Source organism: uncultured Clostridium sp. (assembly GCF_947072515.1).
Lineage (GTDB): Bacteria > Bacillota > Clostridia > Clostridiales > Clostridiaceae > Clostridium.
The window spans coordinates 1-15,837 of the sequence record NZ_CAMTIG010000065.1; the positions used below are offsets into that span (position 1 = coordinate 1).

The window sequence follows — 15,837 nt, forward strand, 5'->3', positions numbered from 1 at the left end:
ATTAAAAGAATTAATATCATGCTGAATACGTCTATTTTCATTGAACTTTCGATGAATTATAATATGATTAATCAATACTGGAGTGGTGGTTTCTAAAATAATTTGAACAGGAGAATCCCAGTTTTTTTTCTTTGAGATGATATTACTTTTTTTTAAGGTTTTTATAAAATTTTTTGAAAAGTCGGATATCTCAGAAAGGCAACAAAAAAAGTTATCATTACTTCCTTCAAAAGTGTCCTTGCATAAGCAGTAGTCTTTAAAATAGAGAAAATTTTTACAGATTTTAAAGTCGCCAGATTTTAAGTCACCAGTATATTCCTTGCTGTTTTCTTTCGTTGGAAGTAAAAAATTAAGTCTATAATTTTTTACGATTAGGTAAATAAGATTTGTGCAATATATTATATCCTTAAAGTCTAAAGAGTTATCATTAATTGGAGAAGGATTGAATCTAGAAAGACCAAATAGTTCTAAATTTTCTTCAATGCCATAACGTTCAGTTAAATAAAAATTTTTTTCTAAGAGACGTATACTAGGATGCTTTTTGATTGAAGCTATTAAGGAGAAGAAATGACTGGAACTTTTACTAAGTTTATTCGAATCAATAATGAATTCATGTTTCTTCCATTGTTTATCTGATTTTTCAATATTGCCCGTCAATAGATATAAAGCTTTTAAACTTAGTTCGATAGATTGGTGTGCTAATAATTTTATAGTGAATTTTTCATCAAGATTAATAGTATTAAGAACAGTTAACATTGATGAGCTATTTTCTAAAAGCTTATCAATATTATGTTCTATATAATTAATTTTTTTAGGAAATTTATTAAATTTTATCTTGTTTTTTTGTCGATATGAAGAAAAAAATTTTTCATAGTCTTTAATTTTTTTTTCTAAGAAGCTAGTTAATTTTTTATAATCTTCATTAATCATAATTATCACCTCTAAAATATATTAGCATTGATTTTATATCTATTACATAAACAAATTGGAAACAATTCTTAAATATGGATAATTAATTTTAAATAAATTAAAATGAAAATATAGTTTGATGAAAAAGTTTGAATTTATATAAGAAGAATGTAATAAAAATTATGAGGATGGGAAGTTTAAGTGATAAATTTATAGAAAGTTTTCATAATTTTATAAAATTTGTTGATGAGGAGCTAATAGATGTTATATTAAAAAGTAAAAAACTCTTGTGAAAATCTTTATAGTGATAAAAGAGAAATAGGAGATAGCAATCCTTTAAATCAGTATCAAACTATAGAATCCTTAAAATTAGAAGCGATTTGAGCATGAAAATTAAAAAAGAACAAGCAAAAATAATTAGTAAGTATAATAGAGATAGTATTAGCTAGGTAAAAGAAAAAATTATAAGAACAGCTTTTACTGACTATTTTTATGTGTTTAAGACTTAGATTAGAAAAAATATTAATTATTTAAATGAAATAAATTTAAGGGAGTAATATAAAAAAGTGTCAGTGACCTGTGCTATAATTATTATAGTAAATTATTAGAGTAAATGTGTAAATTAGGAATTAAGGAGTGGAAATATGGATTTAATTGTTAAACCGAATTGGGATATCTTTAAAGCAAAGTTTAATGAAAATCCACAGAACAACTTTGAGTGGTTTTGTTATTTACTTTTCTGCAAAGAATATAAGAAAGAAAAAGGAATATTTAGATACAAAAATCAGGCGGCTATTGAAACAAACACGATATCTGTAGGAAATGAAATTATAGGATGGCAAGCAAAATTTTATGAGACTACTTTATCAAGCAATAAAACTAAATTAATAGAAACATTGGAATCTGCAAAGAAGAATTATGAAGGAATAAATAAGTTGATTTTTTATACAAATCAAGAATGGGGGCAATGTCACAAGAAGGATGAACCTAAAGAGAATGATACTAAAGCTAAAAAAGAAGTAGAAAATAAGGCTAAAGAATTAGGAATTAAATTATTATGGAATACAGATAGTTTTTTTTATGCACCACTTGTAGTTCATGATAATAAAGAAATAGCAGAGCATTTTTTTTCATTAAAGGAAAGTATTATAGATAGAATAGATAAAAAAATTATACCTAGAGTAAATGAATTAAATGAGCAATATAAGAATACTTTTAAAGGAATAAAAGAAAGTCTTATAAGTAGACCAGAGATAGATGAGTGTATTGAAGCTGTTAAGTTAGATAAATCACTTATTATACATGGAAAGGCAGGACAAGGGAAAAGTGGATGTACTCAAGGAATAATAATGTATTGTGAAAAAGAAGATATTCCTTATATTGCAATTAAATTAGATGATAGATTGCCAGAGCAAAATGTAGAGAAGTGGGGAGAAGAATTAGGCTTAACAACATCAATTCCTAATGCTTTGAATCTACTTGCTGAAAATAGAAGTGGAGTTATTATATTAGATCAATTAGATGCATTACGTTGGACAAATGCACATTCAAGGCAAGCATTAATTACATGTACTGAAGTAATAAGAAGAGTAGAAGAAATTAATTTAAATAGAGATAATAAGATATCAATTATTTTTGTATGTAGAACTTATGATTATGAGAATGATTCTAATATTAAGGCTCTATTTAATACTAATAATAATCAACAGAATAAAGAAAAAGCATATATAGAGTGGAAAGAAATTATAGTTGGAGAGTTATCAGAGGAAGTTGTTAGGAAGATTGTTGGAGTTAAATATGATAAACTATCAAATAAAATGAAAAAAGTACTTAGGATTGCTAGTAATCTTTATATATGGGAACATTTAAATCAAGAGAACATGTATGATGACTATTTAACTGCTAATCAATTAATTCAAAAATGGTGGGAACAAATAAAGAAAAATTGTATAGAAAATTCAATTGACGAGGGCGAAGTTGAGAATACTAAATCTACACTATTAAGTAAAATTGATGTTTCAGGAAAATTATATATAAATATCAAATTATTAAAAGTAACAGAAAAAAGTTTAACATATTTGAGTTCAAATGGTTTTATAGTAAAAAATAATAATAGTATTTCATTTGCACATCAGAGTATTTCAGATTACTTTTTGGCACAGGAAATGTTTGGGAAATATTTTGAAGGAGAAGATATTGTAAGTATAATAGGTGATAAGTATAAACAAACTCCTCAAAAAAGATATCAAATTCAAATGTTATTACAGGATATACAAATGGAGGATGAAGAAGACTTTATTCAGATTGGAATACAAATGATGGAATCAAATGAGATTAGATTTTATGTTAAATATGTATTTTTTGAAGTTCTTGGACAAGCTACTAATATAAGTGATGCCATTAGAAAATTTATTTTACAATACTATGATGATGATGAGTATGGAAACCATATTATAGATGGAGTAGTTTTAGGACATTCATTATTTGTGCAAATTTTAATTGATGATGGAATCTTAGATAAATGGATGAGTTTAAAAGATAAAAAGGATATGGCTATAAAGCTATTACAGAGTATGAGTCCTAAATATAGGAGTAAAGATATAGACTTAATAAAAAAATATATTTTTAAATCAATGGAAGATAATGAAAAGTTTAGCAGATGTTTTTCTTTTAGAATTTATGATGATATAGATGAAATGTTTGAGTTAAGGCTAGCATTTTATGAGAAATATCCTAGTTTTATCGATAATTATATTAATTTTAAAGAATTATTTAATAGATGTGAAGTTAGGGCTTTGAGAATATTTGAACTAGTATTAAAAAATGAGTTGGAAGGACATGGAAGATATCAAGATGATGAAAGTTTTTTAGATAATAAAGTATCGATTCAGAATATAGATTTGATATTAGATACATTATTAGTATATATTCCACAGAGTGAAGAGGGATGCTATTCTAAATGGAGCGTGAATGGTTCTCACAATCAAGGAATGGAGAGAGCTTGTATCAAAATAATAAAAAAGGCAAATAATGGTTTAATAAAGAGAAATCCAGAAGAATTCATTTGTAGATATAAGCAATATTTTAATGAAGGATATGATATATACAATGAAATAATATTAGATGGTTTGCAGAAATTTCCTACAAAGTTAAGTACTCTAGTAATAAAATGTTTGTATGATAATTTTAATAATATTATTTTTGATAAAAGTAGTGCTACAAAAAATAAACTTGATAAGGTGAAGGATGTTATAGAAATACACTCAAGATGTTGTGATAAGGAATCATATTTAAAACTTGAAGAAAAAATTATATATTATATAGATCCAAGAGCAAAGGAGTTGTATAAAAGACGTATTGAATTTAATAGGGATAAAAATAATAATACAAAGGTATATTGGAGTTTTTGGGGGGATTTACAAATAATACTTCTTTCTGCATTACCTAAGGAGAGAATATCTTTAAAGGGAAAAAATTTATTAGATGTTCTTAAACGACGTAATATTAGTTTGGTAGAAAATAATAGATATGATAAAAATAAAGGATATTGTGGAAGTGTCTATTCGCCTATAGGAGGTAAAAGATTAAGCAATAAGCAATGGATTCAAATTTTAACTAATATTAAATTAAAATCTAAAGATAGAAGATCAAAATGGGTAGAAATAAAAGGTGGATTTATTGAAAGCTCAATGGAAAAATTTGCAGATGAGCTAAGAAGTACTACAAGTAAAGAACCCAAAAGATTTATCAAGTTGATGTTAAATAATAATTTAAATATAAATGATAAATATGTAGATGCGATTTTTAGTGGAATAGCATATAGTGAAAATTTAGAGGAAGTTAGTAATAAAATGTTAGAAAGTATGATTTTATTATATGGATATGATTATGAAGATAATAGGATAAGATATATTTGTGATATAGTGCGAAAAAAGAAGGAAAATAAATGGTCGTTTCAAATATTAGAAATACTTAGGGATATTGCTTTAAATCACAGTGATCCTACTGGTAATAAACCAAATATAACATCTCAGGATGATAAAGAAATGAAGTCATTTAATATGTTAGAAAGCAATGCACTAAATTGTACTAGAGGAAGTGCAGCACTAGCGATAGGAAAACTTTTATGGGATAATAAAGCATTATTTGAGTATTTTGAGGAGAGCATTATACAGTTATGTCAAGATGAAAATTCTGCAGTAAGATTAGCAACATTAAATATTTTATTTTCTGTATATAACTTTAATAAAGTATGGGCAAGAGAAAAAATAATAAATATATTAAAAAATGACTATAGACTTGCTGGATATAGAGATATGAAGCAAATGTTTTTTTTAATCCATGATGACAATCAAGAGGAAATAGAAAATATTATATTAAAATGTTTCTATGCAACAGATGAGGATTTGGTGAGAATGGGTGCATATACTGTAGCTGAAATGTATATTCGTCTAAATAAATTTACAGAAATAATAGAAAGTGTGGAAAGCTTAAATCAAGAACAAGTTAAGTATATACTTGAAATGATTATAATTTATTTTAATAAGAAAGAATATAATGAATTAGTTAAGACATTGATTATAAAATATATAAAACTAGACTTGGATTTAGAGTTTCCCATTAGTAAAATTTTTTATGATAAGTTAATAGATATTGAGAGAGATGAAGAATTTTTGAAGGATTTAGTAGCTTTTAAAAGTAGCAAAAGAATAGTGAGCACTTTTGTACGTTATTTAGAAAAGAGTAATCAATCTATTATTGTATATAAAGATGTTATTTTTGCTATGAGTTATAACATAATTGAGAATAATACTGACTCAGAAAATTATATTTATGGACTAAATGAAGAGATATCTAAGCTTATAATAGGGCTATATGATGAAGCATCTGAAGAGAGAAGTGATGAAATGAAAGATATAGCCAAGGAGTGTCTATGTATTTGGGATTTAATGTTTGAAAAGAGAATAGGAGCTGCAAGGATATTAACAATTAAGATGATAGACAGATAATTTCAATGAAAGTGGGGAAAATTAGAAATTATAATTAAAAATATTAGATAAAAAGGGGAAGAAGCATTAATAGGATTGCTGATTCAACAACAGATTTACAATATGCTATATCAATAAAAATAAAAAGTGTTTTCTAATTGAAACTAGCGGGGAAAAGTTTTTAGAAACAACTATCAATTGGAAAAATAATATTGGATACTACAATGAGGTTGTGTTGTATGATTCTAAATTAAAAGCTAAAAGAGAATTAAAATTTATCATGAAATCTAAATGAACATTTGATGATATTGACAAGTCAATAGAAGTCTAATATAATAAATTAAAAATGAAATAAAATATTCGCCACCGGGTGAATTTAATGTAGATGTCAGAAGTACTTCGTTAGGTCTAAGAAGAAGTGCTTTGGCATCTTTTTTTTATAGGAGGAATATTAAGATGGAAATAAAAATAATAAATAAAGAGTTTTCAGTATGTAAAGTAAAAGATTTATCTAAGGTAGATTATTCAGATGAATTTTGTTTTATTGGAAAGACAGATGAGGAATTATCGTTGGTGTGTAGTACAAATTTAGTACCAGATAATACAATTGAATGTGATAATGAATGGAAGGCGTTTAGAATACAGGGTATATTGGACTTTTCGCTTATAGGGATTTTATCTAAATTATCAACATTATTAGCAGATAATCAAATAGGAATATTTGCAATTTCTACATATAATACTGATTATATTTTAGTTAAGAAAGATAACTTTGAAAAAGCAATAAAGATTTTGAATCAGAATGGATATGTAACAATAAGATAAATTGTACTGAAATCTTTAAATAATGAATGAAAATTTATTAATAGAATAATTGAAAAAGAGTAGAGAGTTAAGTAAAATTAGTTTTATGAAGAATGATTTAAAAAGAATTGATATAGGAAATATTGAAGATTTAAAAAAGGTTTTATTTATTTTAGGATATAACTTTAATGAGGAATGTTTTTTAGATGAATTAAAAGAAGAATTTAATTTATCTAATGAATGTATAGAGAAAATAGAAAGCTTAGATAAAGAAGGAGTAGTTTATAGAGCTAAGAGTATAGAGGATTTTATTCTTTATATGGAGCTTTTAGTTTCTTTTGATTCTAAGATTAAGGAGTTAGAGAAAGAATTAGACAGGGTTAATGAACTTTATATTTTTAGGGTTGAGTATGATAGAGAAAGAGGTCTTAGGGAGAGAAAGGAAAGTATAGATAAAGATTTATGTTTAGAGAAGATCCAGTGGATAAAGAGAAATATAGGAATATTAGAGCATGATGATTATATAGAAAAGATAGAGGAAATTTATGATGAGATAGAAGAGGGGAATCTTTTTTCTAAGGATATTGAACTTTTGAAGAAGCTTATTTTAAATGACAGCCTTATAGAAGATTATGATGAGGAAGAGATGATAAAGACTTTTTATATAAAGTTAGATGGGGTAAATAAGAATTATATAAAGGTTAAAAAGGGTGGTCTTGAGTATTATGAGCATTTAAAGAAGGATATTTTGAGGGTTAAGAGGCTTATTAAGAATCTTTCTAAATATCTAGAGATAAGGGATGAAAAGTATTATTTAAATCAAAGTAATACTGTCCAAGATGCTGTAAATATTGCAAGTGCTTCTTTTAATGGAGTTGATTATAAAGCTATTAGTGGTGGAATAAATTTAAAGAAATATTGTATGGCACCAAAAGAAGAAAGCTTTAAAAGTTTTAAAGTGAATAAGCTTGGAGAAATAGGTATTGGATATAATCGATTTAATGATAGTGAAAAGAAGATTTTTGAGAAGATAGATGATCAGATTGAGAAGGGGCTAGTTAAGAGTAGTGGAGAAGTTATTTTATATACTAAACTTGAACCATGTCCTAGTTGCTATTATGTGATGGCTCAATTTAAGGAAAAGTATCCTAATATAGACATAAAAATTAACTACGGGAAAAAATATTGTTAATAATACGAAATAATAGGACAAATGTCTTGAATTGTTCCTAAAAATTATATAAAATATGGATGAAAAAAGATATAGATATTCGTATATAATGGTAATAAGGACCATAAGTTTCTACGAGAACGCCGTAAATGGGCTCACTACGAATAGGATACAACTTTTAAATTTAGTTTTAAGGTATATATTCTATTCTAGTAGGGTATATATCTTTTTTGTTTATGGAAAATTAGAGTATAGAAAACTCCTATTTGAATTTATAAGCTAAATAAATTCAAATAGGAGTTTTTTAATTTTATATATCGGCACGTTGATATAAATTTCTTAGGAATAAAACTTCAGTTTCAATAACTTCGAAACGACCAAGATATAATAAAAGAGAATCTATTAAGAATTTTCTAGGATGCTCTTTTTTTATTTCAGAAGTAATTTCGATTGTTGCTGCAAATATATCATCTTTATTGCAAATATTTCTTCCTTCATTTAAGATACCGTGAATTTCTAAAATTTTATTTTCCCACTCATCAAGTAAAAGTTCTTTATCTATTGAAATCTTATTTTCAAAGAATTCAAATAAATCTGGTGGAACTAATGGTTTATCTTTACAATGAGAATCTATTATAGAAGATAAAGTTTTTACCATAAATGCTGCAAGGTCTTTAAAATCATGAGAAATAGTTTCCTTAATAATGAAAACATAGTTGAACTCTTTAATTATACCTGCAGTTATAATAACTAGATCCCAAAGGATTGGTTTAATCTTTTTACCAAAGGCATCTAGAAGAATAGTCTTATACCAATTTAAAGTAAAGGTACGATTTCTTAAAAAGATAGATTCAAATTTAGGATCTCTCATTAAACTTTGATTTTCATAAATCATAATATTGAAATTTTTTCTTTTATAAAGATTTTCAAAAAAAGCAGTAAACTTTTTTTCAAGGGTAGAAAGCTTGTCATTACCTAGTTGTAGATCAACACCTTCTATATTAATAAACATTTGTTTATTAATATGTTCAATTAAGCTGACTAAAATTTCTTCTTTTGAAGAGAATAACTTATATATAGTTGCTTTAGAAATATTACAATAAGAGGCAATATCTTGTACAGAAGTTGAAGAAAAACCTTTTTTTGAAAACAGATAAATAGCAGCGCGTATTATATCAGTTTTTTTATCATGTGTTGTTTCCATAAATATACCTTCTTTATCAAATTAATAATTTTAAAACCTAGAAAAAGAAAACTATCATATCTAAAATAGATAGAATTGAAAACTCTAAAGTTTAGTTTGGTTTTCGAAGCATTATAAAAAAACTTTTTAATTCATTTTTATGATTTAATTATAGAGTTTAACAAAATATAAGTCAAACAGACAAAAAGAATTAAAATGATAAAAAAAGGGTATTTTAAGTAAGAAAGTGTTAAGTGTGAATAGATTAAGAATTATTATGTAGGCTAATTGACTTAAATTTATTATCAGTCTATAATTTAGGTATAGTACTAATGAGTTTTTAAAAAAACGGATAAGTTTTTTAAAAATACATATAAAACAGAAGAGGACGAGGTGATATTATTATGGAGAATAATATAGCAAAAAAAGAATATAATAGTCTCTTAATAGCAGCCGTAATGTTACTTGGAGCTTTCGTAGCTTTCTTAAACAGTACATTTATGAACGTTGCTATACCAGACATAATGAAAGAATTACATATAAGTGTATCTACAGCTCAATGGCTTAGTACAGGATACATGTTAGTACTTGGAATAATGATTCCATTTACAGCATTTTTAATTGATAAGTTTAAAACAAAAACTTTATTCATAATAGCAATGGGTATTTTTACTATAGGAACAATTATAGGTGCAAGAGCAGGAAGTTTTGATACTTTAATTACAGCAAGACTTCTTCAAGCAGCAGGAGCTGGTGTTTTAATGCCACTTATGCAAACAGTATTTCTTATAATTTTCCCTATAGAAAAAAGAGGGACTGCAATGGGTGTTGTAGGATTAGTTATAGCCTTTGCACCTGCTATAGGACCAACACTTTCAGGATGGATAGTAACTAGATATCCTTGGAGAGATCTATTTTATGTAACATTACCATTTGCAATAATTGATTTAATTTTAGCAATATTCTTAATTAAAAATGTTACTGATAATAAGAAGGTTTCAGTTGATATCTTATCAGTAATAACTTGTATATTAGGATTTGGTGGAATATTACTTGGATTCAGTAATGCAGGAAACTATGCATGGAGCAATCAAAATGTATACTTACCACTTGTCATTGGAGTTGTAGCTCTTGCAATATTTGTATGGAGACAATTAACAATGAAAGAACCAATGCTAGAACTTAGAGTATTTAAAAGTAGTGTATTTACTTTCTCAACAGTAATAGTAATGATAGTTTACGCTGGATTTATAGCATCAGAACTTATAATTCCAATGTATTTACAAAACGGAAGAGCTTACTCACCATTTGATGCAGGGCTTGCATTAATGCCAGGAGCTATCGTAATGGGAGTTATGAACCCTATTACAGGAAAATTATTTGATAAAATTGGAGCAAGAGGACTTTCAATTGCTGGATTATTCTTATTTACAGCAGGAACATTTGCATTCTCATTCTTAACTCCAACTACATCAGTTGTTTATATAACAACCATGTATGCAGTAAGATTACTTGGAGCTGCAATGTTTATGATGCCACTTACAACAGCAGGTTTAAATACTTTAGACAGAAAATACTATGCTCATGGTAATGCCGTAAATAATACTATGAGACAGGTTGCTGGAGCAGTAGGTACATCAATTCTAGTAACTATAATGTCAAAATCAGCTGAGAATTCAGGAATAGCTAACCCTATAAAGGCAAGCATTCACGGAATGAATACTTCATTCTTCTGGGCTGGTATATTTGGAGTAATAAGTCTTATAATAGCTATAATAGTTGTTAAGAAAAAAGATAAAACTCCACAACAAGCATAATTATAAAACTTAAGATAAATATTAAAAAGGTATTGCAAGAGCAATACCTTTTTTTCGTATAGATTCATTTTTATGCACTTAAATCTAAGAAAGATTAGGTGCTGTCTTATTAGAAAAAGTTTGTTTTTGATTAGCTTTTTGTATTGAATTAACCTTATTTAACTTTAATACAGAATAAGATAAGAAAATAGCTGTATATATTAAAAACTTGGTTAAATTAAATTCCTTAGCATTTATTAAGATTACAGCAATATGCAAATAAATTAATAAGAAAAATAGGTATGAGTAACGTTGTATAGATTTCCATTTAGGATAACTCATTTTCTTTCTTATAGATTTAAAAGATGTAATAAATAATGGAATCATTATTAAAAATGCAATAAATCCAAAGGCAGTATAAATATAAGTATTATAAGTCATTGGAGATTTTGCAAAGAATCTCATTATAAAACGAGTAGAGTAAATAACTAAATGAGGAAGCATTAAAATACATCCTAAAATAGAAAGTTCTCCTCTTATAGAAATTAGTCTTTTTGTAATATTCCACTTTAAGTTTAAAGCACCACAAAACATTACTAATAAAAAGAATGCTAAAGATAAGAATCCTTTTAAAGACATTCGTTCTAAAATTGCAAAAGTACCTGTAAGTTGTATCCCCTTAAATAATTTTAAGAATTCATATATTGTACTAGCTGAAGCTATTGAAAGAGCACCTAAATAATAAAGTTTAGCATGCTTTTTTATATTTTTAGCTAGTAAAATACTAAAAACTGTTATTGCTGATATTGGTATTATCAAATCGTATAAAATTTTCATTTTTTGTCCCCCTATATAAATGAATTTGATAACTATTCTCAATAAGAATACAAAAAAGTATATTATAAGTCAATAGTTTTTTTGAAATTCAATTATAAATTAATAATAGAAAAATAAAAGTTAAATATTTACATTTTGAGTTATTTACAATAAACTTAATTTATAAGATAAATCTATGGGAAATATACCTAAGGGGGAATGAGAGTGGGAAAACATAAATTAGCAGAAAAGGATAGAATAAAGAATCTTTTAAATTATAAAAAGCCTAAATTTTACGTAAGTATATTAGGGATAGTTTTATTAGTGAGCTCAGGGGTTATGTTATTAAGTAATAGATATAAAGAAGAAAACCTAGAATCTAGAAAAGAAAAGATAGAAGGACATATAGTAGATAAGGATATAGTTACAGGAGTAGAGAAAAAAGAGGAAGATCTTAATATAAAAGATTATTTTGAAGTAAAGGGTAAGGAGTTAAAAAATTATACAAAGGTACCAGAATATTATTATAAAGGTGATGATTTAGCTACTAAGCTTGTATTTGAAACTGAAAAAAAGAAAAATAGACCTCAATATGAAGGTGGAATTAATATCATAGAACCTATAATTTATGGAATGTATGAAGAAGAAAATCTTATTAAAGTTATAGCTGTAGTAAATGATTTAGAATATGTACTTGGAGAAAATAGGGTGTATAGTACTTGTGGAGGAATAATACCTGTAGCTATAACTTACGAAAAGAAAGAAAATGGTACTTATAAAGTTATTAAGTATGAACAATGCTTAGATGGAAGTGAATATGCACCATCTATAGAAGAGTTTTGCAGAATGCCTGTATCAGGGAAAAAGATAAAAGGTTTAGCTAAAAAGGTTATAGAGGGAGGAGGTGGATTTTCAGATATAGAGAATCTAAATAGTAATGAGAAGATACTTCAAGAACACTTAAAAGATAATGGAATTTTAAATACATCATATTTAATGTATGAGTATCCAGAAGAAAAAATAATTAAATTTACTTAGAAATATAGGTAGATTTAGAGAGTATTAAAAGGATTTTTCAAAAAACTCTTATTTTTATACTAGAGTAATTTTACAAGAAATTATTTAGTGTAAGAAAAGAGTATATTGAAGAATCCTTTTTGTGTTATGAAAAGTAGAAAATTTGCCCATAAATATGGCTATAAAAAATATAATAAGAACTAATAATGAATAAAAAGATAATTATTATCTAATGATATATAAAAACAATTGAAAGTAATTTTCAATTGTGATAGTATCGCAATAGAGTTTAAATTAAGGAGCAATGAAAATGAATATACTACAAACAGAAGAAAAAAGGTTTAAGGTAAATATAATTCTATTTACTATAGTTTATGCTGTAATGGGGGGAGTTAAAGGGATTGTCGGAGATGGATTTAGAAGTTATTTAAAGCTATCTAACAATAAGGCATCAAATGAATTAACAATGCTTATAGGATTTGCAATGATATTTTTAGTTATTGCATTGTTATTAGTAAAAAAAGTAGGTCACAGAAATATTTTTATGATTATAACTGCTTTGATGGCAATATCATTTTTAATGGCTATATTCAATAAAAATTATTTTGTTATATCCATTTCAGCAATTATTTTGAATTTGGGGGATAAAGCTTTCGATATTATGATGGCATTAATTATAATGGCATATACTAATAGAGAAAATAGAATATTTGTTTTTACAAGAGCTATTATTTTAAACGTTTTAGTTGGAATAATAACAAAATTATTTGATGGAAAAATAGCAGTTTTATATTTTGCTAGGAAGCTTGGAGTAAGTTATAGTAAAGCAAATGAAATGACTGCACATGTAGATAAAATAAAAGGACAAGCATTAGGGTATTATATAGGAGGATTCAAAGTAGTTCTAATAATAGCATTTATATTAACGGTAGTTTCTTTAATATTATTATCGTTTATGAAAGAAAAGAAAAAGGATTATATTGAAGAAGAAACTGTATTTGATATAGAAAAAATTAGAAGAAAAATAAATGTAAAAGAATTATTCAATAAGTATACAATAGCATGGATCATTTATGCTGTGCTTATGGGAATTGAATCAAACTTTATTACACCAAATTTAACTATTTACTTTAATAGAATGCTTCATATAAGTAGAGGTGCTACATCAACTATCCTTGCAATGCAAAATTTAGGAATGCTTGTATTTTTACTTATAACACCATGGGCTATGAGAAAGATGGGAAATATAAAGTTCTTTAGTATTTTAATATTTTTATCAGGGCCAGTAATGATTGTTATGGGACTTGGGAATTTATTCTTACCATTAACAGGAGTAGTAATGGGAGTTTCTATATTCTTGAGATATGGATTTACTCATGCAGTACATCCAGTTCAAGATTCAATACAGTTATTAATAGTAAAAAAGGAAAATAGACCTATTTTTGTAGCTGTTATAACAGGAATAAATGCATTTATATCTATAGTGGTAGGCTTCATTGGAGCTAAAACTTTATTTACTACTTTATTTGGATATCAGTTAATGTTCTACTTCTTTGGAGGAGTATTTATGTTTAGTGGAATTCTTTTATATGTAGTATTTATGAAAAGATATAATAAGAGTTTAGGATAATAAAATATAAGTGAATTTAGAGATTATTAAGGAGGGACTGTTTTTATACAGTCCTTTTACTATTCATAAATTTATGATTACTTGAATAAATTTAAAGGAGAATAATTTGTTCAAGGAGATGAGGATGGTATATAGAAGACAAAATTTTAATAATTTCTGTATATATAGATTAATTTTTGGAATAAGCTATAGTTTAATGACGCCAGTTATTCCATTATTTTTTGATTCCATAGGAATGTCAACAATGCTAATTGGAAGTATAATTTCATTTTATGGATTATGTGAGATGTTTACTCAAGTTCCATTTGGTATAATATCGGATATTGTTGGGGACTCTAAATCATTAAAGATAGCAATTGTAATTTTAAGTATAGTTCCACTTGGATATATTTTTATAAGAAATGATTTTTTAGCAGGAAGTTTATATGTTATTCAAGGTGGAATATTTGGAATGGCAGCACCAGCTACTTTTTCGATTCTTTCTAGAACTATAAATCCAGAAAAAAGAGGGAAAGATGCAGGACTAGCCTTTTCAGTATTTATGTTAGGTGGAGGAATTGGAGCAGCTATTGCAGGATTCTTTATCTCAAAAATAAATGATTATAATATAGTATTTTTGCTATCGGCTATAGGACTTTTTATATCTTTAATATATTTAGTATTTAATGTTAGAGGGAATAGTGTTAAAAAAATTAAGACTAAAAAAGAAGAGAAAAGTATAGAAGAAATATTTAGAATAATTACAAAGAGAAAGCTTTGGGTGAAAATTTTAATAGTAGCAGCATTAGGATTTTTAGGTGATTATATTTATGGATGTGTTATATCAATGATACATTTTTATGGAGGAGATGTACTTCATGCATCAAAAGGATATACATCTGCACTTATATCTTTATATCTTATTGTATTTGCTTTAGGTGCCCCTATTGCAGGAGTTATTTGTGATAAAATAAGTAGTAAAAAGCAACTTGTTATATCATTTTTCATAATAAATTTTTCCTTGTTAGGTCTTTTACTAACTAGAAACATTCCTATATTTACAGGAATAATTATAATGCTTTTTATTGGCGCAATTTTATTAAATGCAGTATTTCAAAGTGCTATATCAGAGTTTGGAGCTGAAGAAGGTGTTGGAGGCTTTATTGTAGGAATTGTAGGAGCAGCAGAATCCTTAGGGTTTGCCTTAGGACCACTTATTTCAGCTTACATTTATGGTTTAGATAAAAATCTTTTGTTTTTAAGTATATTAGTAGTGTCCACGGGAGTTAGTATATTTTACATGATGTTTATAAAAAGAGCTAGAATATAAAAATTAATTTAAACAAATATTTAATAAGGGAACAAACTTAATAAAAGAAGTATAATAGGAAGAATTAAATGAAAATTTATGTGATGATTTAATGGATAAATTTAATTATAATACAAAGGAGGAAACCAATAGTTAATAAATATATAGACAAATGTGTTTAAATGTGTTTAAATGTGTTTATATATACTCAAAGGAGTTGATTAACATAAACACT

10 protein-coding genes and 1 riboswitch are annotated in these 15,837 nt (G+C 26.2%); of the genes, 7 read left to right on the forward strand and 3 right to left on the reverse strand.

The window, feature by feature from the left end; translation table 11 throughout:
- Window positions 1–930: hypothetical protein (locus Q0W06_RS16560; protein ID WP_297638260.1), on the reverse strand; the 930-nt coding region annotated here is incomplete at its 3' end.
- A 623-nt stretch (window positions 931–1,553) separates the two neighbouring features.
- On the opposite strand from Q0W06_RS16560, the gene Q0W06_RS16565 reads away from it, so the two are divergent.
- The 3 genes from Q0W06_RS16565 (at window position 1,554) to Q0W06_RS16575 (ending at window position 7,893) form a co-directional block, all read left to right on the forward strand.
- Window positions 1,554–5,918, forward strand: a complete 4,365-nt coding sequence (locus Q0W06_RS16565) for a hypothetical protein (RefSeq protein ID WP_297638263.1) — start codon at window positions 1,554–1,556, stop codon at window positions 5,916–5,918.
- 435 nt (window positions 5,919–6,353) lie between these two features.
- A complete protein-coding gene (locus tag Q0W06_RS16570) occupies window positions 6,354–6,722 on the forward strand; it encodes an ACT domain-containing protein (protein WP_297638266.1) in 369 nt (122 codons plus the stop codon).
- An 85-nt stretch (window positions 6,723–6,807) separates the two neighbouring features.
- Complete coding sequence (locus Q0W06_RS16575; protein ID WP_297638269.1) at window positions 6,808–7,893, forward strand: deaminase domain-containing protein; 1,086 nt, start codon at window positions 6,808–6,810, stop codon at window positions 7,891–7,893.
- Window positions 7,894–7,952: 59 nt separating this feature from the next.
- Window positions 7,953–8,053: riboswitch (purine riboswitch) on the forward strand.
- Between the two features lie 129 nt (window positions 8,054–8,182).
- On the opposite strand, the gene Q0W06_RS16580 is transcribed toward Q0W06_RS16575, so the two are convergent.
- Window positions 8,183–9,076, reverse strand: a complete 894-nt coding sequence (locus tag Q0W06_RS16580; RefSeq protein ID WP_297638272.1) for a TetR/AcrR family transcriptional regulator — start codon at window positions 9,074–9,076, stop codon at window positions 8,183–8,185.
- A 383-nt stretch (window positions 9,077–9,459) separates the two neighbouring features.
- Between Q0W06_RS16580 and Q0W06_RS16585 the strand changes: the two genes are divergently transcribed.
- Window positions 9,460–10,872, forward strand: coding sequence for an MDR family MFS transporter (locus Q0W06_RS16585; protein ID WP_297638275.1), 1,413 nt, complete (start codon window positions 9,460–9,462; stop codon window positions 10,870–10,872).
- An 84-nt stretch (window positions 10,873–10,956) separates the two neighbouring features.
- Here Q0W06_RS16585 and Q0W06_RS16590 read toward each other — a convergent pair whose 3' ends face one another.
- Window positions 10,957–11,688, reverse strand: a complete 732-nt coding sequence (locus Q0W06_RS16590) for a ferric reductase-like transmembrane domain-containing protein (protein ID WP_297638278.1) — start codon at window positions 11,686–11,688, stop codon at window positions 10,957–10,959.
- A 204-nt stretch (window positions 11,689–11,892) separates the two neighbouring features.
- On the opposite strand from Q0W06_RS16590, the gene Q0W06_RS16595 reads away from it, so the two are divergent.
- The 3 genes from Q0W06_RS16595 to Q0W06_RS16605 all read left to right on the forward strand — a co-directional run bounded on the left by Q0W06_RS16595 (window position 11,893) and on the right by Q0W06_RS16605 (window position 15,623).
- Window positions 11,893–12,705 (forward strand): hypothetical protein, encoded by an 813-nt coding sequence (locus Q0W06_RS16595; RefSeq protein ID WP_297638281.1) that lies wholly within the window; start codon window positions 11,893–11,895, stop codon window positions 12,703–12,705.
- A gap of 289 nt (window positions 12,706–12,994) precedes the next feature.
- The gene (locus Q0W06_RS16600) at window positions 12,995–14,314 is read left to right on the forward strand and encodes an MFS transporter (RefSeq protein WP_297638284.1); all 1,320 of its coding nucleotides are present in this window, start codon (window positions 12,995–12,997) and stop codon (window positions 14,312–14,314) included.
- Window positions 14,315–14,438: 124 nt separating this feature from the next.
- Window positions 14,439–15,623 (forward strand): MFS transporter, encoded by a 1,185-nt coding sequence (locus Q0W06_RS16605; RefSeq protein WP_297638287.1) that lies wholly within the window; start codon window positions 14,439–14,441, stop codon window positions 15,621–15,623.
- Window positions 15,624–15,837 lie beyond the last annotated feature (214 nt).

Bases quoted from the DNA above. Each gene is read 5' to 3' on its own strand.
- Q0W06_RS16580 (WP_297638272.1), bottom strand. From the start codon at position 9,076: ATGGAAACAACACATGATAAAAAAACTGATATAATACGCGCTGCTATT.
- Q0W06_RS16570 (WP_297638266.1), top strand. From the start codon at position 6,354: ATGGAAATAAAAATAATAAATAAAGAGTTTTCAGTATGTAAAGTAAAA.
- Q0W06_RS16575 (WP_297638269.1), top strand. From the start codon at position 6,808: ATGAAGAATGATTTAAAAAGAATTGATATAGGAAATATTGAAGATTTA.
- Q0W06_RS16590 (WP_297638278.1), bottom strand. From the start codon at position 11,688: ATGAAAATTTTATACGATTTGATAATACCAATATCAGCAATAACAGTT.
- Q0W06_RS16605 (WP_297638287.1), top strand. From the start codon at position 14,439: ATGGTATATAGAAGACAAAATTTTAATAATTTCTGTATATATAGATTA.
- Q0W06_RS16600 (WP_297638284.1), top strand. From the start codon at position 12,995: ATGAATATACTACAAACAGAAGAAAAAAGGTTTAAGGTAAATATAATT.
- Q0W06_RS16585 (WP_297638275.1), top strand. From the start codon at position 9,460: ATGGAGAATAATATAGCAAAAAAAGAATATAATAGTCTCTTAATAGCA.
- Q0W06_RS16565 (WP_297638263.1), top strand. From the start codon at position 1,554: ATGGATTTAATTGTTAAACCGAATTGGGATATCTTTAAAGCAAAGTTT.